General features: G+C 72.4%; 18 protein-coding genes and 1 riboswitch. Of the genes, 5 read left to right on the top strand and 13 right to left on the bottom strand.

Translation table 11 applies throughout. The features are described 5' to 3' along the window. Nucleotides 1–52 precede the first annotated feature (52 nt). From nirB to CK206_RS06880, 4 genes are all read right to left on the bottom strand, one after another. Nucleotides 53–2605, bottom strand: a complete 2553-nt coding sequence (nirB, locus tag CK206_RS06895) for a nitrite reductase large subunit NirB (RefSeq protein ID WP_096905949.1) — start codon at nt 2603–2605, stop codon at nt 53–55. A gap of 216 nt (nt 2606–2821) precedes the next feature. Further along, nucleotides 2822–3508, bottom strand: coding sequence for a DUF3239 domain-containing protein (locus tag CK206_RS06890; RefSeq protein ID WP_069390400.1), 687 nt, complete (start codon nt 3506–3508; stop codon nt 2822–2824). Nucleotides 3509–3561: 53 nt separating this feature from the next. Further along, entirely contained in the window at nt 3562–5229 is a 1668-nt protein-coding gene (locus tag CK206_RS06885) for a DNA repair helicase XPB (RefSeq protein ID WP_096905948.1), read from the bottom strand. A 66-nt stretch (nt 5230–5295) separates the two neighbouring features. After that, complete coding sequence (locus CK206_RS06880; protein WP_096905947.1) at nt 5296–7710, bottom strand: helicase-associated domain-containing protein; 2415 nt, start codon at nt 7708–7710, stop codon at nt 5296–5298. Nucleotides 7711–7812: 102 nt separating this feature from the next. On the opposite strand from CK206_RS06880, the gene CK206_RS06875 reads away from it, so the two are divergent. Further along, a complete protein-coding gene (locus CK206_RS06875; protein WP_096905946.1) occupies nt 7813–8013 on the top strand; it encodes a hypothetical protein in 201 nt (66 codons plus the stop codon). 97 nt (nt 8014–8110) lie between these two features. Here CK206_RS06875 and CK206_RS06870 read toward each other — a convergent pair whose 3' ends face one another. Then, complete coding sequence (locus CK206_RS06870; RefSeq protein ID WP_096905945.1) at nt 8111–8746, bottom strand: transglycosylase family protein; 636 nt, start codon at nt 8744–8746, stop codon at nt 8111–8113. Between the two features lie 8 nt (nt 8747–8754). Next, nucleotides 8755–8912, bottom strand: a riboswitch (cyclic di-AMP (ydaO/yuaA leader). Nucleotides 8913–9093: 181 nt separating this feature from the next. Continuing rightward, nucleotides 9094–9381 carry a hypothetical protein gene (locus CK206_RS06865; protein WP_096905944.1) on the bottom strand — a complete coding sequence of 96 codons (288 nt, stop codon included), beginning with the start codon at nt 9379–9381 and terminating at the stop codon, nt 9094–9096. A gap of 115 nt (nt 9382–9496) precedes the next feature. On the opposite strand from CK206_RS06865, the gene CK206_RS20665 reads away from it, so the two are divergent. Next, nucleotides 9497–9898: a cold-shock protein gene (locus CK206_RS20665; protein WP_067712771.1), complete on the top strand. Its 402-nt coding sequence runs from the start codon at nt 9497–9499 to the stop codon at nt 9896–9898. Nucleotides 9899–9906: 8 nt separating this feature from the next. Here the strand turns inward: CK206_RS20665 and CK206_RS06855 are convergent, their stop codons facing one another. From CK206_RS06855 to CK206_RS06845, 3 genes are read right to left on the bottom strand one after another with little or no spacing between them, the layout of a single operon-like run. After that, entirely contained in the window at nt 9907–10416 is a 510-nt protein-coding gene (locus CK206_RS06855) for a DUF2771 family protein (protein ID WP_096905943.1), read from the bottom strand. Further along, complete coding sequence (locus tag CK206_RS06850) at nt 10413–11804, bottom strand: MFS transporter (protein WP_096905942.1); 1392 nt, start codon at nt 11802–11804, stop codon at nt 10413–10415. Before CK206_RS06850 ends, CK206_RS06855 begins: the two co-directional genes overlap by 4 nt. Then, nucleotides 11797–12693, bottom strand: a complete 897-nt coding sequence (locus CK206_RS06845; protein WP_096907333.1) for a glutaminyl-peptide cyclotransferase — start codon at nt 12691–12693, stop codon at nt 11797–11799. The genes CK206_RS06850 and CK206_RS06845 overlap by 8 nt, the downstream gene beginning before the upstream one ends. A gap of 58 nt (nt 12694–12751) precedes the next feature. Between CK206_RS06845 and CK206_RS06840 the strand changes: the two genes are divergently transcribed. Beyond that, a complete protein-coding gene (locus CK206_RS06840; RefSeq protein ID WP_096905941.1) occupies nt 12752–13687 on the top strand; it encodes a DUF3027 domain-containing protein in 936 nt (311 codons plus the stop codon). A 5-nt stretch (nt 13688–13692) separates the two neighbouring features. Here CK206_RS06840 and CK206_RS06835 read toward each other — a convergent pair whose 3' ends face one another. Further along, nucleotides 13693–13962 carry a DUF2530 domain-containing protein gene (locus CK206_RS06835; protein ID WP_067712676.1) on the bottom strand — a complete coding sequence of 90 codons (270 nt, stop codon included), beginning with the start codon at nt 13960–13962 and terminating at the stop codon, nt 13693–13695. 76 nt (nt 13963–14038) lie between these two features. Between CK206_RS06835 and CK206_RS06830 the strand changes: the two genes are divergently transcribed. After that, nucleotides 14039–15508, top strand: a complete 1470-nt coding sequence (locus tag CK206_RS06830) for an NCS2 family permease (RefSeq protein ID WP_067712674.1) — start codon at nt 14039–14041, stop codon at nt 15506–15508. Nucleotides 15509–15534: 26 nt separating this feature from the next. Next, nucleotides 15535–16371 (top strand): RNA methyltransferase, encoded by an 837-nt coding sequence (locus tag CK206_RS06825; protein ID WP_096905940.1) that lies wholly within the window; start codon nt 15535–15537, stop codon nt 16369–16371. A 28-nt stretch (nt 16372–16399) separates the two neighbouring features. Here CK206_RS06825 and CK206_RS06820 read toward each other — a convergent pair whose 3' ends face one another. The 3 genes from CK206_RS06820 to serC form a co-directional block, all read right to left on the bottom strand. Further along, nucleotides 16400–17311, bottom strand: coding sequence for a hypothetical protein (locus CK206_RS06820; protein ID WP_096905939.1), 912 nt, complete (start codon nt 17309–17311; stop codon nt 16400–16402). An 8-nt stretch (nt 17312–17319) separates the two neighbouring features. Further along, complete coding sequence (gene sepH, locus CK206_RS06815) at nt 17320–18279, bottom strand: septation protein SepH (protein WP_096905938.1); 960 nt, start codon at nt 18277–18279, stop codon at nt 17320–17322. Nucleotides 18280–18458: 179 nt separating this feature from the next. Then, nucleotides 18459–19583 carry a phosphoserine transaminase gene (gene serC, locus CK206_RS06810; protein WP_067712662.1) on the bottom strand — a complete coding sequence of 375 codons (1125 nt, stop codon included), beginning with the start codon at nt 19581–19583 and terminating at the stop codon, nt 18459–18461. Nucleotides 19584–19657 lie beyond the last annotated feature (74 nt).

Below are 19657 nucleotides of genomic sequence, written 5' to 3'. Positions count from 1 at the left end.
GAGACGTGGGCGGGGTGGCCGGCAGAGCTGGCCGGTGTCCGGGGCGGGACGGTCAGACGCGGGCCGGCATTGACGGCGAACCGAGCAGGACCGGCACCTTGCGGCCGTCGCGCTCCTCGAACTGCACGGTGGGGTCCGGCGCCTCGGGGGCGTTGACGAACGAGACGAAACGGGAGAGCTTGTCGGGGTCGTCCAGGACGGCCGCCCACTCGTCCACGTACCCCTCGACGTGCGACTCCATCCGGCCCTCGAGCTCGGCCGCGAGCCCCAGGGAGTCCTCGCACACGACCTCACGCAGGTGGTCGATGCCGCCCTCCAGCGATTCGAGCCACGGTGCGATCCGCTGCAACCGCTCGGCGGTGCGGACGTAGAACATCACCGTGCGGTCGATGTAGCGGATGAGCTGGTCGTCCGTGAGATCCCCGGCCAGCAGCTGGGCGTGCCGCGGGGTCGCGCCCCCGTTACCACCGACGTAGAGGTTCCACCCGGTCTCGGTGGCGATCACGCCGACGTCCTTGCCACGGGCCTCGGCGCACTCGCGGGCACAGCCGGAGACGCCCATCTTGATCTTGTGCGGCGCGCGCAACCCGCGGTACCGGGTCTCGAGCAGGACCGCCATCCCCACGGAGTCCTGCTGACCATAGCGGCACCACGAGGTACCCACGCAGCTCTTCACCGTGCGCAGCGACTTGCCGTAGGCGTGACCGGACTCCATGCCCGCGTCGACCAGGCGTCGCCAGATCTGCGGCAACTCCTCCACACGCGCGCCGAAGAGATCGATCCGCTGGCCGCCGGTGACCTTGACGTACAGGTCGTGGTCGCGTGCGATCTCGCCGATCACGATGAGCTGATCGGCCGTGACCTCCCCGCCGGGCATCCGCGGGACCACCGAATAGGTGCCGTTCTTCTGGATGTTGGCCAGGAAGTGGTCGTTGGTGTCCTGCAGCGAGGCCTGCTCGCCGTCGAGAACATGGTCGGAGCTGGTCGAGGCGAGGATCGAGGCGACGGTGGGCTTGCAGATGTCGCAGCCGGAGCCGCGGCCGAAGCGCCCGATCAGGCCGGAGAAGGTCCGGATCCCGGTGACCGTGACGATCTCGAACAGCTCCGAGCGGGACTGGTCGAAGTGCTCGCACAGTGCAGTGGACTGCTCGACCCCCTCGGCCTCGAGCACCTGACGCATGAGCGGCAGGCACGACCCACACGAGGTGCCGGCGCGGGTGCACGCCTTGAGTGCCGGGACGTCGCACGCCCCGCCACAGATCGCGTCGCGCAGCGTGCCCTTGGTGACGGCGTTGCAGGAACAGATCTGGGCGTCGTCGGGCAGCGACTCCACGCCGACACCCCCACCGTCCGCCGCGGCGCCGGGAGTGATGAGGGACAGGGGATTGGACGACGGCAAGGTGCGCCCGAGCAGCGGCTTGAGCAGCTGGTACGGGCCCGCGTCCCCGACGAACACCCCGCCGAGCAGGGTCAGGGCGTCGTCGCTGAGGACGAGTTTGGAGTAGGTGCGCGTGACGGGGTCGTCCACCACCAACTCGAGGCAGCCGGGCGTGCGCCCGTGGGCGTCGCCGAAGCTGGCCACGTCGACCCCCATGAGCTTGAGTTTGGTGGCGAGGTCGGCGCCGGTGAACTCGGCGTCGGCGCCCGGACCGTCGCCCAGCCGGGCGGCGACCACCTCGGCGGAGGCGTACCCGGGTCCGACCAGGCCGTAGCAGGTGCCCTCGATGGCCGCGCACTCGCCGATCGCGAACACGTGCGGGTCCGAGGTGCGGCACGCCCGGTCGGTCAGCACGCCGCCCCGCTCGGCCAGTGCCAACCCGGCCCCGCGGGCGAGCTCGTCACGGGGGCGCACACCGACGGAGAACACCACGACCGCTGCCTCGACCGCGGTCGTCTCGCCGTCGTCGCCGGTCAGGGTCACCCGGACCCCGCCGTCACTGTCCGCACCGTCGCGCGGTTCGATCACCGTGTCGGTCACGCTCAGGTGCACCTCGATGCCACGGTCGCGGATGAGGTCGCCCAGCAGCGCGCCGCCCCGACCGTCGACCTGGACGGGCATGAGCCGGTCGTTGCGCTCCACGACGTGCGGGGTCAGCCCGATCAGGCTCAACGCGTTGGCGGCCTCGATGCCGAGCAGCCCGCCGCCGATCACGACGCCGTGCGCGCCGGGCCCTGCGGTCTCGGCGGCCGCGCGGATCGCGTCGAGGTCGTCGAGGGTGCGGTAGACATGGCAGCCGGGCAGGTCGTGACCGGGCACGGGCGGGACGAACGCGCGTGAGCCGGTGGCCAGGACCAGCGTGTCGTAGGAGATGAACTCGCCGGAGTCGAGTTCGACCTGCCGCGCGGATCGGTCGATCGCCGTGACGAGGTGTCCCGAGCGGACGGTGACCCTCGGGTCGGCGGAGTGGCGGGCGTCCTCGAGGTGCAGGGCCGCACGTTCCCAGGCGCCGACATAGGCCGAGAGGCCCACGCGGTCGTACGCGGGGTCGGGTTCCTCGCCGATCACCGTGACGGCCAGGTCGGTGTCGGCGTACCGCGAGCCGAGGGTGGAGACGAATCGGTGGGAGACCATCCCGTGCCCGACGACGACGATGTGCTCAGTCATTCCTGGACCTCCTTCGAGCCTGTACCGATCAGGCTAGGAAGGCGGTGTTGCGGAACTGTGGCGTCGGATCACGGTCCCGTGACGCTTAGTTCACAGGGGGCCCGGCGGCGGGTGAGGCCGCGGACGGGCTACGGGTGCGGGCGTGCCGAGGGCGCGCGGATGCCGGGAACCGGGTGAGGGCGGTCGCTTGCGCAGATGCCGGGGGAGGGGGGCCGCTCAGTCGAGGGGGAGCAGGCTCGTCGGCGTGGCCGAGACCTCGTCCACCCGGTCGAGGTTCTGGCGCACCCGCTCCCACTCGCCGGAGGGGATCTCCTTCTCGAGTCGGCGCAGGACGGCCTTGTCGGAGGTCGCCCATGCGACGGGCATGGGTGAGATGAACTGGTACAGGTTGTCGCCGCCGCGGGCGCTGCGGTTGCCGACCACGGCCACGCACGGCACGCGCTCGCCCACGCGGACGTCGTGACCCGGGAGCTTCTCGCAGCTGCGGACGGCCAGCGCGGGGAGCTTTCCGGCGGAGCGGTCGACGGCACGGTCGACCAGCGCCAGGAGGGTCAGCCCGCGGGGGCGCACCTCGGCGATGATGGCCGGGACGAGTTCCGAGGTGGCGTAGGTGCGCTGCATCGAGCCCATTTTGCGCGGGATGTACCCGATCATCGCCAGGCATCCGAGAGCGAAGACCCCGGCCAGCGCGGCGACGATCCAGGCCCAGGCCTCGAAGCCGGAGTAGATGAGCAGGCCCACGGCCGCGGCCAGGACGAGCACACCGAGGATGCCCGCGGACCACTGCAGCCGCCGCACCTCGGCGAGGCTCTCGTTGTGCTTGCGGACCCAGGCGTCGTCGACGGGGATGTCGGCGAGGCGGTACTGCTCGTGCGGGGCGCGGGGGGTGCGATCGGCGGCCATGGGTCCAGTATCCCAGGAACCGTCCGGACCGGACCCGCGGGTGGCCGCCGGCGTCAGCCGACCTCGGGGATCGGCGGCCCCAGCAAGTCGTCGGCGTCGATGATCCGGTAGGCGTACCCCTGCTCGGCGAGGAACCGCTGCCGGTGCGCGGCGTACTCGGCGTCGAGGGTGTCGCGCGAGACCACCGAGTAGAAGTGTGCCTGGCCGCCGTCGTGCTTGGGCCGCAGCAGCCGGCCCAGCCGCTGCGCCTCCTCCTGCCGGGAGCCGAACGTCCCCGACACCTGCACGGCCACGCTGGCCTCGGGCAGGTCGATCGAGAAGTTGGCGACCTTGGACACCACGAGCGTGGAGATCTCCCCGGCGCGGAACGCGTTGAAGAGCTTCTCGCGCTCCTTGTTGGAGGTGGAGCCCTGGATGACGGGCGCGTCGAGCTCGTCGCCGAGTTCCTCGAGCTGGTCGAGGTAGGCACCGATCACCAGGGTCGGGGCGCCCGCGTGCTTGGCGAGGATGCTCTTGACCACCGGGATCTTGGTCCGCGCGGTCGAGCACAGCTTGTACTTGTCCTCCGCCTCGGCGGTGGCGTAGAGCATCCGCTCGTTCTCCGTGAGCGTCACCCGTACCTCGACGCAGTCGGCCGGGGCGATCCAGCCCTGCGCCTCGATGTCCTTCCACGGGGCGTCGTACCGCTTGGGTCCGATGAGGGAGAAGACGTCACCCTCGCGGCCGTCCTCGCGCACCAGGGTGGCGGTGAGCCCGAGTCGGCGCCGGGACTGCAGGTCCGCGGTCATCCGGAACACCGGCGCGGGCAGCAGGTGCACCTCGTCGTAGATCATCAGCCCCCAGTCGCGGGAGTCGAACAGCTCCAACGCCCGGTGGACGCCCTTGGTCTTGCGGGTGACCACCTGGTAGGTGGCGATGGTGACCGGGCGGATCTCCTTGCGCTCACCGGAGTATTCACCGATCTCGTCCTCGGTCAGCGTGGTGCGGGCCAGCAGCTCCCGCTTCCACTGCCGACCGGCGACCGTGTTGGTCACCAGGATGAGCGTGGTGGCCTTGGCCTTGGCCATCGCGGCCGCCCCGACCATCGTCTTGCCCGCGCCGCAGGGCAGCACGACGACACCCGAGCCGCCCGCCCAGAACGAGTCGGCGGCCATCTGCTGGTAGTCGCGCAGCTCCCAGGGCTCGGACTCGGTGGACAGGTCGATGTCGTGGGCCTCACCGTCGACGTACCCGGCCAGGTCGTCGGCGGGCCAGCCCACCTTCAGCAGCTCCTGCTTGAGGCGGCCGCGCTCGGACGGGTGCACCACGACGGTGTCGGTGTCGATGTCGGCGCCGAGCATGGGGGCGATCTTCTTGTGGCGTTTGACCTCGGCGAGCACCGCGGAGTCCAGGGAGACCAGGGTCAGTCCGTGGACCGGGCTCTTGACCAACTGGAGCCGGCCGTAGCGGGCCATGGTCTCGGCGATGTCCACCAGCAGCGGCTGCGGGACCGGGAAGCGGGAGAAGTTGACCAGCACGTCGACCACCTGCTCGGCGTCGTGCCCGGCGGCCCGGGCGTTCCACAGCGCCAGCGGCGTGATCCGGTAGGTGTGGACGTGCTCGGGGGCGCGCTCCAGTTCGGCGAACGGGGCCAGCGCCTGGCGCGCGTCGTTCGCCTGATCGTGGTCGATCTCCAGCAGCACGGTCTTGTCCGACTGGACGATCAGCGGTCCACCACTCACTTCGGCCCTCCTCGGGGTTTCACCGGACCCGCGTGGGTCCGACCCTTCATTGTCCAGGAATCCGGGTCAGCGGGTCGGGTCGACGTCGGAGACGGAGATCACGCGGTGCAGCGGCAGGGTGACGGGCTCGGCGGAATCCGGCTCGATCCCCTCGATCCGACCCCCACCGACGGAGGCCGGCACGAGCAGTCGCGCGGTGGACCGGCCCTGGGCGTCGACGACCGAGACGGTCACGGCGGTGCCCGTGCTCGCCGCGTCGTGCAGGCGGGCGATGGCGGCCTCGCCGGTGTACGTGCCCCCGGAGGCGCCCCGCGCCGAGCGCACCCGGTCGGCCGAACGCATCGCGGCGACGGCCGCACGCAGTTCGGAGGGGGTGGCCGTGCGAGTGGGGACCCGGGGCGCGCGGGTGATGCGGCTCTCCCGGACACGGGCCACCGGCCGGGACAACGCGACGACGGCGCCGGTCGTGTCCTCGACGACGGGGGCGAACCCGTGCTCGCGCAGGGCCTCCACCAGGTCCAACGGCCGGGCCTGGGAGATGAGGACGGTCGGCGCGACGGTCCGCAGTGCGCAGTTCTCGGCCACCGGGGAGCTGAGCACCTGGGCGACCAGAGACGGGTCGTCGCACCGGACGAAGGACAGGGCGGTACCCACCCGCAGCCGACCGTGACGACGGGCCACGTCCTCGATGAGGTAGTCCAGCGACTGCGGGACGGGGGTGACGGAGGTCCGGGCGAGCAGGTCCCGGATCCCCGCCGCCGTGCGCCCGGCGTCGAGTGCGCGACGCACGGAGGTCTCGGTGACGCGGTAGGTGGTGGCGGCGCCGGCCGACTCGACGTCGGCCAGGAGCGCGAACTCCGCGGCGAGCTCGGGCACGAGCGGGCCGGGGGCGAGGATCGTCAGGTCGGCCTGGACGATGACCTCCGAGACCGGGTCTGGCAGGGCGGCGACGAGGACCGGTTCGAGGTCCTCGACGCCGGGGGCGGGGGTGCCGTCATGGGTGGTGGCGGTGTGGGTGGCGGCTCCGGCGACGGGTGCGTGGGTGTCGCCGGCGAGGGCCCTGGCCGCGCTGGTGGCGGTGGTCCCGACGACGAGTCCCATCAGGCGCGCCTCCGCCACGGTCTCCTCCACGGGCCGGGAACCCGCACGCGAGAACCACACCGGCGAGGACCAGCGCACCACCTCCGTCAGCAGTGTGGCGTCGGGTTCCGCTGCGGGGTCCAGGGCGGCCAGCGCCTTCAGGACCCGGACCCGTTCTGTGGGACCGGGCGGGCCGATGGGCTCACCCAGTGCCGGCACGGTGCCGCCGCCCTCGATCTCGGACCCGACCCTCCAGGGAGTCCGCGGCATGGACCACCACGCGAGGACGAGCTCGGCCCAGCGGCGTGCCGGTTCGCGGGCCGACCACACGTCGGCGGCCTCGGTGGGGGCCCACACCGAGTCGAAGGCCACGTCGCCGACATCGGCGTCACCGACAGCGATGAGTCCCGCGGCCGCGAGGACCTCGAGCAGCAGGGGGAGCTCGCCCTCGACGAGACCGGCGGCGCGGGCCACCCGCCGCAGTTCGCGCACCCCGACACCGCCCGCCTTGAGGGTGGCGGCCGGGGCGGTCGACAGAGCGGAGAGGACCGAGTCGCAGCGGTGCAGCAGTTCGAGGGCCGCGACACCGCCGGAGGCGTCGACCCGGCCCGCCCCGCCCGACGCCGCCCCGGCCCTCGGGGCGGCCCACGCAGGGGCGTGGAGCAGCGACGATCCCTCGTCCCGGGCGCCGTGGCGGGCCCGGTCCAGCGCGTGGGCACGGGGGACGACGACCTCGCCGTCGTCCCCACCGGTCACCTCCGCGAGTCCCGCGCCGGCCAGCTCGGTCGCGGCGGCACGCACCGGCTCCGACGCCCCGGCTCCGAGAGCCCCGACGGGGGTGCGCCCGCGGGCGATCGCCTCGAGCACCCCGACCGCCGGAGCCGACAGACCGCCCCAGGCGACGTCGAGGTCGGCGCCCGCGGGCTCGCCGGGGTGCGGCGCCACCACCGGGGCCGACCGGACGGCCACCGCCGTGACCGGCACCATCCGGACATGACCCTCCCCGCCCCAGAGCAGGGTGAGGTCGCGGAGACGGGCGACGGCGGCGTGGAAGACGGGCTCGTCGTCGTCGACACCCAACCGCCCCGACACCGCACCCAGCGGCACCGTCCCGGAATCGGCACCCACCGCGGCGGCGGTGGACAGGACCACGAGCTCCGGCCACGTCAGGGTCCCCAGCGCGCGGGCGGTGGACGCCGGCAACCGCAGCCTCGACGCGAGCACGTCGACCGAGGCCGGGGGAGGGGTGGCCACATCTGGACGCAACTCGCACACGCGGACGAGCGCGTCATCGGACAGTCCGGCCAGCCACGCGGGGAAGTCCGGCTCGTCGCCGGCGGCACCGGGGGAACCAGCACTGCGGGGGGCGACACGGCGGGAGGAGGCTCGGGAACTCGGCATGATCCGTCCCAGCCTAGTGAGATCGCGGCGGCGGTGAGGACCGTCCGGGTCCGATACGACCCGGATGCTGACGGGACGCCCGCGAGGTGAGACACTGGACACGTGGCTGCCAAGAAGAATCTGACCCATGACAACCCGGGATGGCCCGACGCCTCGTTCGGCGAGCACCCGGTGACCGAACTCGCCGCGCTGGTCGCGGGAGGCCTGTCCCCCTTCGGGCAGGAGACCTTCCCGCTGCCGCAGCATCGGCTGGGCTACCTCCACCCCGAGACGGTGGTCAACAGGACCGCCCGCACCCGCTGAGCGCGGCGCACTTACACACGAGAAAGGGCCGCCACTCCCCGCAGGGAGTGGCGGCCCTTTCTCGTGGTCCGTGGACCGGGGCTGCGCGGGTGACGCGTCAGTTGGCCAGGTAGGTGGCGAAGAAGCCGTCCACCAGGTCCTGGTTGCCGGCGTACGCGGCGTCGACGGCGTCGCGGTTGGCCTCGTAGGTGTCGGCGATCGGCAGGGCGATGCCGCGGCCCTCGGCGAAGGAGGACAGGGTCGCCACGTGCTCGGCTGCGGTGACCGCCTCCGGGGCGGCGGGCGCGGCCGGGGCGTGGGCCCGCGGGGCCGGCGCGGGCGCCGGGTTGGACAGGTCCCGCGGGGTCGGCGCGGAGTTCAGACCCAGCTTGGCCGAGCAGGCGGGCCAGGCGCCCCAGCCCTGACCGGCGAGGGTCTTCTCGGCGATCGCGATCTGCTGCTCGCGCGTGGCCTGGTTGGCCGTCGGGGCGTACTGCGTGCCGCCGTAGGCGGCCCAGGTGCTCGGCGAGAACTGCAGGCCGCCCTGGTACCCGTTCCCGGTGTTGATGCCCCAGTTGCCGCCCGCCTCACACTGGGCCAGGCGGTCCCAGTCGGAGTCGGGGGCGGCGTTGGCGGCCGGCGCGAGGGCCAGGCCGGCGGCGGAGAATGCGGTGCCCGCGAGCACGACCTTCACAGCGTTCCTGGGCGCTGAGGAGGGGGCGGCGGCACGGTGGCGTCCGGTGTAAGAGGTCATGTCGTCAGTCCTTTTCACTCTGTGCCTACGGGGTGAGCTGTCGGGTTCGGACGAGTGCGTCCGGCCGCCGGTGGCGGCTTCACCCCAAGGCGACCTGCGGCCGCCGGGCCCGTGGTGGGCCCTGTCGGGTCCCCCGTCCCCGCCCGGGTAATGGTCACTGTGGCATCGGCCGCTGGGCGGGGTTCGGTAGGTGCGTCCGATGCCGACTCGCTGACGAGTCTGCTACGAAACTGTAGCGGTCCGATGCCGGATCGTCACCATTCTGAAATAAACCGAGGCAGTGCAGGTCTGGCGAGGGTGCCGTTATCGGCTCGTTACCAGCGGTGTTCGCGGGAGGGTGTGGTTGATCACACCGACGGTGGTCGCGAGCCGAGGATGGCGTAGAGCAGCCCCAGCAGGAACCCGACCGGCGTGAACAGCATCGCGCCGAGATACAGGATGGTCGGCGCGTCGCGGCCGAGCACGAACGGGGTCAGCGCCGCCGCGACGGTGAACAACACTCCGATCGAGAAGATGACGAGCGCCGTCACGAACAGGCCCCGGCGTCGTGGCCGCACGGGGTCGGCTGCCCGGGTGGACGCCGCGGCGTCAGGTGTCCAGGGGTCGTCGGCGGGGCGTCGATCGTCGGCGGTCACACGGGGAGGTTACCGCTCGCCTCGCGGTGGGCACCAACGCGCACGAGGGTAGTCTCGGGGCATCAGTCATGGTTGTCGGTCGCGTATGCCGCGTCCGGTCGGAAGGTGGTTCGCGGTGCCCAGCGGCAAGGTCAAGTGGTACGACGCGGAGAAGGGCTTCGGCTTCCTGTCCCAGGAGGGCGGCGAGGATGTCTACGTGCGCTCCGAGGCGCTCCCCGCAGGGGTCGAGACGCTGCGTCCGCGCCAGCGCGTGGAGTTCGACATGGTCTCCGGGCGCCGCGGCCCCCAGGCGTTGCGCGTGGTGGTCCACGACGAGCCGACGGTCGCGGAGGAGCGGGCCCCGAGGAGCGGGCCCCGACGTTCGGCGGACGAGCTGCACGGGATGGTCGAGGACATGATCAAGGTGCTCGAGTCGACCGTCCAGCCCGAGTTGCGCCGTGGTCACCGGCCGGAGGCCAAGGTCTCGGGCCGGGTGGCGTCGGTGCTCCGCGCGGTCGCGCGCGAGCTGGACGCCTGACCCACGGATCAGTCGTCGTAGGTGAAGCGCACCGACCACTCGCCGTTGAGGATCGACTCCGACCCGTCGGCGGCATAGACGATGGCGACCGCACGGATGGCGAGGCCCTCGATCCGGCCCTCCTCCGGGGTGGTCACGGGCACCAGCAACTGGCCCGGCCCGCCGGCCTCGACGGTGTAGTCGCGAGAGCCGTCGGCGCGGATCTCGTAGACGTCCATCGTCGACGCACGCAGCTCTCCGGGCAGCCGGACGGTGAGGACGTCCTCATCCTGCACCCGGAACTCGCCGACCGGATTGGTGAAGGTGTTCCCGTCCAGGTCGGTCGCGGTGAACGGCAGCACGGTCACCTGGCCGCGATCGCTCGCGACGGTCACCTCGGGTAGTGCACCGTACCGGGCCTCCGAACCCTGCCAGGCGCCGACGATCGCGGCGACCATGATGATCATCCACGCCGCGATCGCCCAGGTGATGGGACGGATACGGGAGCCGGTCGACGGGGTCTCGTTTCGGGAACTCACTCCCTCATTCTGCCGAGGGGCCGGGTGTCGGCCACACCCGGGTCACGCGGCGGGCCCGGGAAGCGCGGCCTGTTGCCGCCGAGGCCGGGGACGAGGGTCGACCCGCGGCCGGTCAGGTGCGACTGCGCGAACATCAGGGCGCCGACCACGGCGATCACCGAGAACCCCACGGTGAAGTCGGTCGGCAGGAGGACGCCCAGTGCTCCGCCGAGGACCCACGCCACCTGCAGGGCGGTCTCGGAGCGACCGAAGGCCGAGGAGCGTGCGGCGTCCGGGATGTCCGTCTGGACCGACGCGTCGAGGGCGACCTTGCCCAGGGCGCTGCACACCGCCGCGACGAGCGCGAGGACGGCCGCGGCCCAGATGGTCCCGAGGAACGCGGCGACGACGGCCGTCGCCAGGGCCGCCCCCGCGGCCGTGCCGGCGATCCGTTCGGGCCGGCCCAGCGGGAGCCGCGCACCGACGGCGTTGCCGGCGAAGGTACCCAGCCCGCCGGCGGCGCCCGCCATCGCCAGGAGGCCGGCCTGCTCGATCGCGGTGGCGTCCTCCTGGGCCTTGGCCATGAACGCCAGGAACAGGGTGAGGAAGCCGGTCATGAAACGCAGGAGCGACACCGCCCACAGGTTCGCCAGGACGTTCCTGCCCAGCGGCCGCGTGAGGACCGCCCGGAGGTCACCGGTCAGACTCGGGCCCCGCTCCATCCGCAGGGTGGCGGACTCCTCGTCCCGGGACGCCTCGGCGTGCGCGGGGATGGTCACGGCGACGTAGGCCGCGACGAGGGCGACCGCTGCGAGCAACCACAGGGCGGCGTCGGAGTCCCACAGCCATGCCACGGCGCCGGCTGTCGCCCCTGCGATGAGGCTGCCGCAGACGTGCCCCAGCACGGTCAGGCGGGAGTTGGTGCGGACCAGGTCCAGGGTCGGGGGCAGCACGTGGGGGGTGATGGACGCCTTGACGACGCCGAACGTCTTGGACAACACGAGCATGCCCAGCGCGAGGGGGTACAGGAGCCAGGAGTCGAAGTTCAGCGCGAGGACCACCGCCAGCACCGCACGCAGGGTGAACGTCAGTGAGACGGTGAGACGTCGGCCCCGGTGCAGGCGATCCAGCGCAGGGCCGATGACCGGCGCGATCAGTGCGAACGGCGCGACCGTGACCAGGAGATACAGCGCCACGCTGGCGCGGGACTCCGCGGTCGCGGCGGAGAAGAACAGGGTGTTCGCCAGGGCCACGGCGAGAATCGCGTCGCAGGCGAAGTTGGCGACCGTGACGTAGCTGAGCGGAGCGAGCCCCGAGCGGTCCGCGCCGTCGGCGTGGAAGACCCGGCGCACGCCCCGTCCGGCGGAGGAGACGGCGCGGCGCGCGGGTCCGGTGTGACGCTCACCCAACGAGGCGCACCTCGTACATGGTCGGCCACAGCTTGCCGGTGAGCAGGACGTTCCCGGAGTCCGGCAGCGCCGCGATGCCGTTGAGCACCGCATCCGGGTCCGCGGGCCGCGGTTGCTGGAGCTGCCCGGCGTCGTAGATCGCGGTGACCTGCCCCGTCGCGGGATCGATCCGCACGATCTCGTCGGTCATCCACACGTTCGCGAGGACCGAGCCGTCCGCACACTCCAGCTCGTTGAGCCGGGTGACCGGCGTGCCCCCGGAGGTCACCGACACGCGTCCGGTCGGCTCGAAGGTCGTCGGGTCGCGGAAGGTCAGGGTGTCGGAGCCGTCGCTCATCACCAGCGCCGTGCCGTCGGAGCACAGGCCCCAGCCCTCGCCCTCGTACGGGACCTCGGAGCGCACCTCGAGGGTCTGCGGGTCGCGGTTGTGGGCGATGCCCTTCTGCCAGGTGAGGGTCCACAGGGTGTCGGGGGTGACGGCCAGGCCCTCGCCGAACTCGTCCCCCGCCATGGCGACGGTCACCGCGGGCTCGCCACCCCCCAGCGGTCGACGCTGGACCACGGAACTGCCGACCCGCCCCGTCGACTCGTAGATCTCGTCGCCCACCACCTGTAGCCCCTGGGTGAACAAGGACGGGTCGTGCTCGAGCGTGCGCACGACCTCCACCGAGCCGCGCGCGGGTTGCGGGTCCGACGGCCCGACCGGCACCCGGGGGGCCGCCGAACTCCCGGCGGCCGAGCCGGCGGGGACGCTCGACGAGGCAAGGGAAGCGCCGGCGGAGGTGGTGGCGGGCGGTGCTCCTCCGTCGTCCGAGGAACACGCCGTGAGTGCGGCGACGAGGCTCAGGGACACGACGAGGGGGCCGACCGGGCCGAGGGCGCTGCGCATGCCCCCCAGGATGCCGCACGACGGGCCGGGCCGTGACCTCCACGCGGAGATGCGCATAATGGGAGGGGTGAACACCGGGGTAGGCACGGATCAGGGGTCGGATTTCGACGGCGCGCTGCGTGAGCGGCTGGCCTCCGGCGTCGACGTGGCCCGGTCGGCGGTCGAGGAGTTCGCCGCGGAGGGTGTGGGGGAGCACCTCGGCAGCACCGTCGAGGCGGAGTTCACCACCACGCACCGGTTCGCCTCCGAGCTGCCCGGGTACCGAGGTTGGTACTGGGCCTGCGTACTCGCGCTCGTGCCCGGTGGTGACCTGACCGTCGACGAGATCGCGCTCCTCCCGGGAGCGGACGCGCTGGTCGCCCCCGAGTGGGTGCCGTGGGATCGGCGCATCCGGCCCGGGGACCTCGGCGCCGGGGATCTGCTCCCGCCGCCCGAGGACGACGACCGGCTCGTCCCCGGCTACACGCTGAACGGCGACGACGAGCTGGACGAGGCCGCGGGGCCGATCGGTCTCGGCCGACCGAATCACCTGAGCTGGGAGGGGCGGGCCGCCGCCGCCGACCGGTGGACGGTCGAGCGCGGACCGGACACCGAGATCGCCCGGGCCGCCAAGCACCACTGTGGGACCTGTGGGTTCCTGGTGCCCGTGGCCGGGTCCCTGGGCGCCCTGTTCGGCGTCTGCGCCAACGAGTTCTCCGCCGACGGGCAGGTCGTCCACCTCGAGTACGGCTGCGGCGCCCACAGCGAGGTCGAGATCCCCTCCGACACCGGGCCGGCTGTTGCCGAGGCGTACGACGACGCCGCCGTCGACGTGGTGGTCCTGCCCCAGCAGCTCGCCGCGACCGCACGTGCCCGCTCCGCCGCCGATGACCGCACGGACGATCAGGCCGCGTCCGGCCACCCTGCGTCCGGCCACGCCGCGTCCGGTGCGGCCGCCCCCCACGAGGGTGGGGACGCCGAGACGTCTGTCGACGAGCCCACGTCCGCGGACTGACCCGCTCAGTCCAGGTCGTAGTCCAGGCCCTGTTGGGCACCCGCGCTGCCGCGTAGTACGGCCCGGCGCTGCAGTGCGTAGACGATCGTGCCGACCGCCCCGACGCCGACGCCGACCGCGCCCAGGATGACCGAACGCATGTCGACCTCCTCCATGAGCATGTGGGCCAGGAGGGCCAACGTCCACGCCAGGGTGCCGATGATGACGACGGGTCGGGGGTCCAGCAGGTAGGCGGGAATCCGGGGGACCCCCGGGTCTGTCGACTCGTCCGTCATGACCGCGACGCTACCGCAGGCGGCGGGGCGGTTACTCTATGACGGTTCCTCACCCACAGCTCAGGAAGGTCACCAGATGTCGCAGAGCACCGGGGCCCCATCGCAGCCCCCCACCAAGGTCGGGGCGCTCGATCGCTACTTCAAGATCAGCGAGCGCGGCTCGACGGTGTCCCGCGAGGTCCGCGGCGGGCTCGTCAGCTTCTTCGCGATGGCCTACATCATCATCCTCAACCCGCTGATCCTCGGCTCGGGCACCGACGTCGAGGGCAACCAGCTGTCGATCGTCGAGATCGCCGCGGTCACCGCCTTCACGGCGGGCGTGATGACCATCGCGTTCGGTGCGATCGCGCGGTACCCCTTCGCATTCGCCACGGGCCTGGGGATCAACTCGCTCGTCGCCGTCACCATCGCGCAGCAGGTGACCTGGGCCGAGGCCATGGGCCTGGTGGTCATCGAGGGCATCATCATCGTGATCCTCGCCGTCACCGGGTTCCGCACCGCCGTGTTCAACGCGGTGCCCGGCGAGCTCAAGGCGGCCATCGCCGTCGGCATCGGCCTGTTCATCGCGATGGTCGGTGTCGTCGACTCCGGTTTCGTCCGCCGCCTCCCGGACGCGGCCGGCACCACCGTCCCGGTGGGGCTCGGCATCAACGGGTCGATCGCCTCGTGGCCCACCTTCGTCTTCGTCGTCGGTCTCCTGCTCTGCGGCATCCTCGTCGCACGCCAGATCCGCGGCGGCCTGTTCATCGGCATCGTCGTCACCGCGGTCTTCGCGGTGATCGTCGAGGCCCTCGCGGACGCGGGCCCGTCCTTCGTCGACGGTGAGCCCAATCCGACCGGCTGGGGCCTCGCGGTCCCCGGCATCCCCGATTCTCTCGGGGGCATCCCGAACCTGTCGCTGATCGGCCAGGTGGACCTCATCGGCGCGTTCGTCCGCATCGGGCCGCTGGCCGCGGGACTGTTCGTCTTCACCCTGCTGCTCGCCAACTTCTTCGATGCCATGGGCACTTTCACCGGCCTCGGCAAGGAAGCCGAGCTCATGGACGACAAGGGCAACCTGCCCAACATGAAGGCCGCGCTGGTCGTCGAGGGATTCGGTGCCGTCGCCGGCGGTCTGACCTCGTCGTCGTCGAACACGGTGTTCCTCGAGTCCGCCTCCGGCATCGCCGAGGGAGCCCGGACGGGCCTGGCGAACGTCGTCACGGGCGGGTTGTTCCTGCTGGCGATGTTCTTCACCCCGCTGTACGAGGTCGTCCCGGTCGAGGCCGCCGCGCCCGCGCTGGTGATCGTGGGTGCGCTGATGATCTCGCAGATCAAGGCGATCGACCTGACCAACTTCGCGGTCGCGCTACCGGCGTTCCTCACGATCGTGGCGATGCCGTTCACGTACTCCATCGCCAACGGCATCGGGATCGGTTTCATCGCCTGGGTCGTCATGGCAACGGCCACCGGCAAGGGCCGCACCGTGCACCCGATCCTCTGGATCGTCGCGGTCGCGTTCGTCGTGTACTTCGCGATCGGTCCCATCACCGACGCGCTGGCCTGACCGGCCGGCGGAGGAGCGAGCGAACCGTGCTCGTCGTCGACGTCTCCGACCCCGCCGACCCCAGGCTGGACGACCTCCGCGACCTCAACAACTCCGACCGGCGGCCCGACCTGCCCGGCGGGCGGGGACTGGTGATCGCCGAGGGCACGTACGTCGTGGGCCGCATGCTGCTCTCGCGCTTCCGGCCACACGTCCTCCTGGGTACCGACGCGCGGTTGCACCAGTTGCGCAGGGAGGCCGCCGCCGAGGGGTGGGACGCCGACGAGCGCGCGGGCGACGCGGTGTACCTGCGCACCACCAAGGACGTCCTCAGCGAGGTGATCGGCTTCCGGTCCAGCCGCGACATCCTCGCCGCCGCGGACCGGCCCGCACCACTGCCGGTCGAGGAGGTGCTGGACGGCGCGCGGACGCTCGTCGTGCTCGAGGGCGTCAACGACCCCGAGAACCTCGGCGCGATCTTCCGCAACTGCGCTGCCCTCGGGGTCGACGGCGTGCTGTTCGGGGCGGCCGCCGGGGACCCGCTCTACCGGCGGGTCGTGCGGGTGTCGATGGGACACGTGCTCCGCCTGCCGTTCGCCCACCTGCCCGGCACGCCCACCACCTGGCAGCGTTCGCTCGAGGACCTGCGGGAGCGGGGCTTCCGGACCGTCGCCCTGACGCCGGCCGCCGACACCCCGCTGTCCCGGGCCGTCGACGCCGACAGGGTGGCGTTCGTGCTCGGCGCGGAGGGCCCGGGGCTCACCGAGCACGCGATGCGTGCCTGCGATGTGCGGGCCGCGATCCCCATGTCCGACGGCACGGATTCGCTCAACGTCGCCACCGCCGCGGCGGTCGCGTTCTACGAGCGGTCCCGCCGGGACTGACCCGCTCGCGACGGGCCGCGTCGACCCGCTAGCGGGAGCCGCCGCGACGGCGCCGGGACACCGAGTCCGCGCCCCGGCGCACGGCGTCACCGACGAGGCCGGCGATGCTCCGTATCCGGCCGCCGCGCGCACCCCCGCCCGGCCCGCGGGGTCCCGGGGGGAGACGCTCGTAATCGTCGTCGGCGTAGGGGGAGAGCCCGCCGGCGGCGCTGTCGTCGGCGTCCGTGTCGGATCCGCCGGCGGCACGCCTCGCGGCCGCGTGGAGCTCGGCGCGGCCCGGCATCCCCACGACGTGCAGTGCCGGCCCGGAGAGCGGGGTGTGTTGGCGGACCTCGCGGCGGCCGTCGGTGGCGAATCCGTGGACCGGGACGTCGAGACCACCCGGCTCCAGGTCGAAGCCGAGCCAGTCGCGGTGGGCGGCGTGGAGGAGCGACGACGGCGAGAAGGGCAACGCCAGGGGGTTGTCGGTCGCCGTGTCGAGTGGGAACTCGCCGGCCCAGTAGGGCCTCTCGAACGGCAGGGGCATGCCCTCGTCCTCGACGATCCGGTCGTCGGCCCCGGCGAACGCCCGCACGAGCCGCCCCGACTCCCACCGGGCGAATCCGCTCACCCCGTCCTCGGCATCCTGGGCGAACAGCAGGATGGTCGGCGCCTCGACCAGCTTCAGCCACACCTCCGGGGTGGCGGACGGCGCGATGGGCCCCTCCACCGGGGTCTGGACGACGGTGAGTCCCGGGAACGAGCCCACGTAGATCTCCCCCGGCCCGGCCGAGGCCGAGCGGTTGAGCGGGAACGCGCCCAGGGACGCCACCGTGACCGTGGGGAACAGCCGCGACAGCAGACGTCGCGCGAAACCGGGGTCGGACGGCTGTCCCGCCCGGATCGGTGCGGCGGGATCGTCCGTGGCCAGATACCAGAAGGTTGCGACGTGGTGTCCCATGACCGGACTCAGTCGTCCTTACCGCGGACCCCGAGCAGGACGTCCTCCCACGAGGGCATCGTGGGATGACGGCGCGAGGGGCGTCGTTCGGGTTCGGTGGGCGTGGGCTGGAGGAAGTCCTCGTTGTCGTTGTCGTCGTCGTCGTTGTCGTTCCCGCCTCGCACCCCCGCGGGGCGCGAGGCGCCGGACGTCGGCTCCGACCGCCCGGACGCCACCGGTCCCGTCCCCGCGGGAGGGGCGGATGCGGCGGGGGTGGACGGTCCGGCTGGTGTCGACGATCCGGCTGGGGTGGCCGGCGCGGCGGACGGCGCGGGGACCGCGCGGATCGGCGGCGGGCCCGGCGGCAGCGGGGGAGGAGACGAGACCGAGCGCAGCGCCGTCGCGCGCGAGGGGTCGAGGATGTTCTCGGCCTCGTCGTCCAGGGCCCGGGCCGAACCGCCGTGCGAGTCGGGGACGAACGACCACGTCGCACTGGCGTCGTCGGACAGGCCCGCCGGCCAGGAGGTACGGACGACCCACCCACCGGACCGGTCACGCCAGGCGTCCCAGACGACCAGGTCCGGGTCCACGCCACGGCGGTCGAGGGCGGCACCCACCCGGTCGGCGAGCGTGTTGAGGGCCGGGCCGTCCGGCAGCACCGGATGGGCGCCCTTGGCCATGTCGGCGGCGTTGGCGCGTTCCAACAACACCGGCACGGCGAACCCCTGGATCCGCGACAGTGACACGCCGGCGTCGGCGGCGACCTCCTCCGGGGAGGCGCCGTGCCGGATGCGGTCCTGGATCTCGCGGGGGCGCAGCGTACCGGTCACGGGAGCCTGACCGGACCCACCACCGGGCACGAACTCACCACGGGCGGCCGCCCTCAGACGATCATCGAGTGGGAGGGAGAGCTTCTCGCCGGAGTCCGCGACCTCGCATTCGACGACCGACGACTCGGTGTCCACACCGACGATCCTCAGCTTCCGCATGCCGCCTCCTCGACTCCTCGCGGTCCCGTGGGCGGCTCGAGGGGTCGAGTGGCGCGCACCCGGGTCCTGGGCGTTGATCCACATGGTAGGTCAGCACAGCCCACCCGGCGCGCGGACGGGCCGGGTGGGCTGCGGAAAACTGCAGACGATGCTGCGCGGGTGGCCCCGGAGGACGCCGATCAGGCGAGCTGGCCGACCACGTGGTCGATGCAGCGGGTCAGCTGCGTGACGTCCTCCGGCTCGATCGCCGGGAACATGCCGATGCGCAACTGGTTGCGGCCCAGCTTGCGGTACGGCTCGGTGTCGAGGATGCCGTTGGCGCGCAGCGTCTTGGCGACCTTCGCGGCGTCGATCTTCTCGTCGAGGTCGATGGTGCCCACGACCTGCGAGCGGTGGGCCGCCTCGGTGACGAACGGGGTGGCGTAGTCGCTGGCCTCGGCCCAGTCGTAGAGGCGCGAGGACGAGTCCTTGGTGCGCGCGACGCACCAGTCCAGACCGCCCTGGGAGTTCATCCACTCGATCTGCTCGGCGAACATGATCAGCGTGGCCACGGCCGGGGTGTTGTACGTCTGGTTCTTGCGCGAGTTGTCCACCGCGGTCGGCAGGGACAGGAAGTCCGGGCACCAGCGGTCGGTGGCGGCGATCTCGTCGACCCGCGCGAGCGCGGCCGGGCTCATGATCGACACCCACAGGCCACCGTCCGAGGCGAACGACTTCTGCGGGGCGAAGTAGTAGACGTCGGTGTCGGCGATGTCGACGGGCAGCCCGCCGGCGCCGGAGGTGGCGTCGATCGCCACCAGCGCGTTGTCCGAGCCGGCCGGACGGCTCACGGGGAGCATGACGCCGGTCGAGGTCTCGTTGTGGGCCCAGCCGATGAGGTCGACCGACGGGTCCGAGGTCGGCTCGGGGGCCGAACCGGGCTCGGCCGAGATGACGATCGGGTCGGCCAGGAACGGCGCACCGCCGGTGACCTTGGCGAACTTGGAGGAGAACTCACCGTAGGTCAGGTGCAGCGACTTCTCGCGGACCAGTCCGAAGGCGGCGGCGTCCCAGAACGCGGTGGTGCCGCCGTTGCCCAGCACGACCTCGTAGCCGTCGGGCAGGGAGAACAACGAGGACAGGCCGTCGCGCACGCGGCCCACGACATCCTTGACCGGGGCCTGCCGGTGACTGGTGCCCATCACGGTGGTGGCGGCGTCGGACACGGCCGCGATCTGCTCGGGACGGACCTTGGACGGGCCGCAGCCGAAGCGGCCGTCGGCGGGCTTGAGGTCGGCGGGGATGGTGGGCAGCTGATCGCTCATGCTCTTGGGGTGCCGTTCGGTCGGGGTGTGGGACGTGGTCCATCGTAGTCCGGCCCGTCCGTGGCCCGGAGTAC

Origin of the sequence: Dietzia sp. WMMA184, from assembly GCF_002441635.1 — a bacterium.
GTDB lineage: Bacteria > Actinomycetota > Actinomycetes > Mycobacteriales > Mycobacteriaceae > Dietzia > Dietzia kunjamensis.
The sequence above is the reverse complement of the archived record's forward strand: the minus strand, read 5'-3'. Positions and strand labels throughout refer to the sequence as shown.

Coding starts and splice junctions, on each gene's coding strand:
- nirB (WP_096905949.1), bottom strand. CDS start 2,605: ATGACTGAGCACATCGTCGTCGTCGGGCACGGGATGGTCTCCCACCGA.
- CK206_RS06890 (WP_069390400.1), bottom strand. CDS start 3,508: ATGGCCGCCGATCGCACCCCCCGCGCCCCGCACGAGCAGTACCGCCTC.
- CK206_RS06880 (WP_096905947.1), bottom strand. CDS start 7,710: ATGCCGAGTTCCCGAGCCTCCTCCCGCCGTGTCGCCCCCCGCAGTGCT.
- CK206_RS06870 (WP_096905945.1), bottom strand. CDS start 8,746: ATGACCTCTTACACCGGACGCCACCGTGCCGCCGCCCCCTCCTCAGCG.
- CK206_RS06845 (WP_096907333.1), bottom strand. CDS start 12,693: ATGCGCAGCGCCCTCGGCCCGGTCGGCCCCCTCGTCGTGTCCCTGAGC.
- CK206_RS06840 (WP_096905941.1), top strand. CDS start 12,752: ATGGGAGGGGTGAACACCGGGGTAGGCACGGATCAGGGGTCGGATTTC.
- CK206_RS06835 (WP_067712676.1), bottom strand. CDS start 13,962: ATGACGGACGAGTCGACAGACCCGGGGGTCCCCCGGATTCCCGCCTAC.
- CK206_RS06830 (WP_067712674.1), top strand. CDS start 14,039: ATGTCGCAGAGCACCGGGGCCCCATCGCAGCCCCCCACCAAGGTCGGG.
- CK206_RS06820 (WP_096905939.1), bottom strand. CDS start 17,311: ATGGGACACCACGTCGCAACCTTCTGGTATCTGGCCACGGACGATCCC.
- sepH (WP_096905938.1), bottom strand. CDS start 18,279: ATGCGGAAGCTGAGGATCGTCGGTGTGGACACCGAGTCGTCGGTCGTC.
- serC (WP_067712662.1), bottom strand. CDS start 19,583: ATGAGCGATCAGCTGCCCACCATCCCCGCCGACCTCAAGCCCGCCGAC.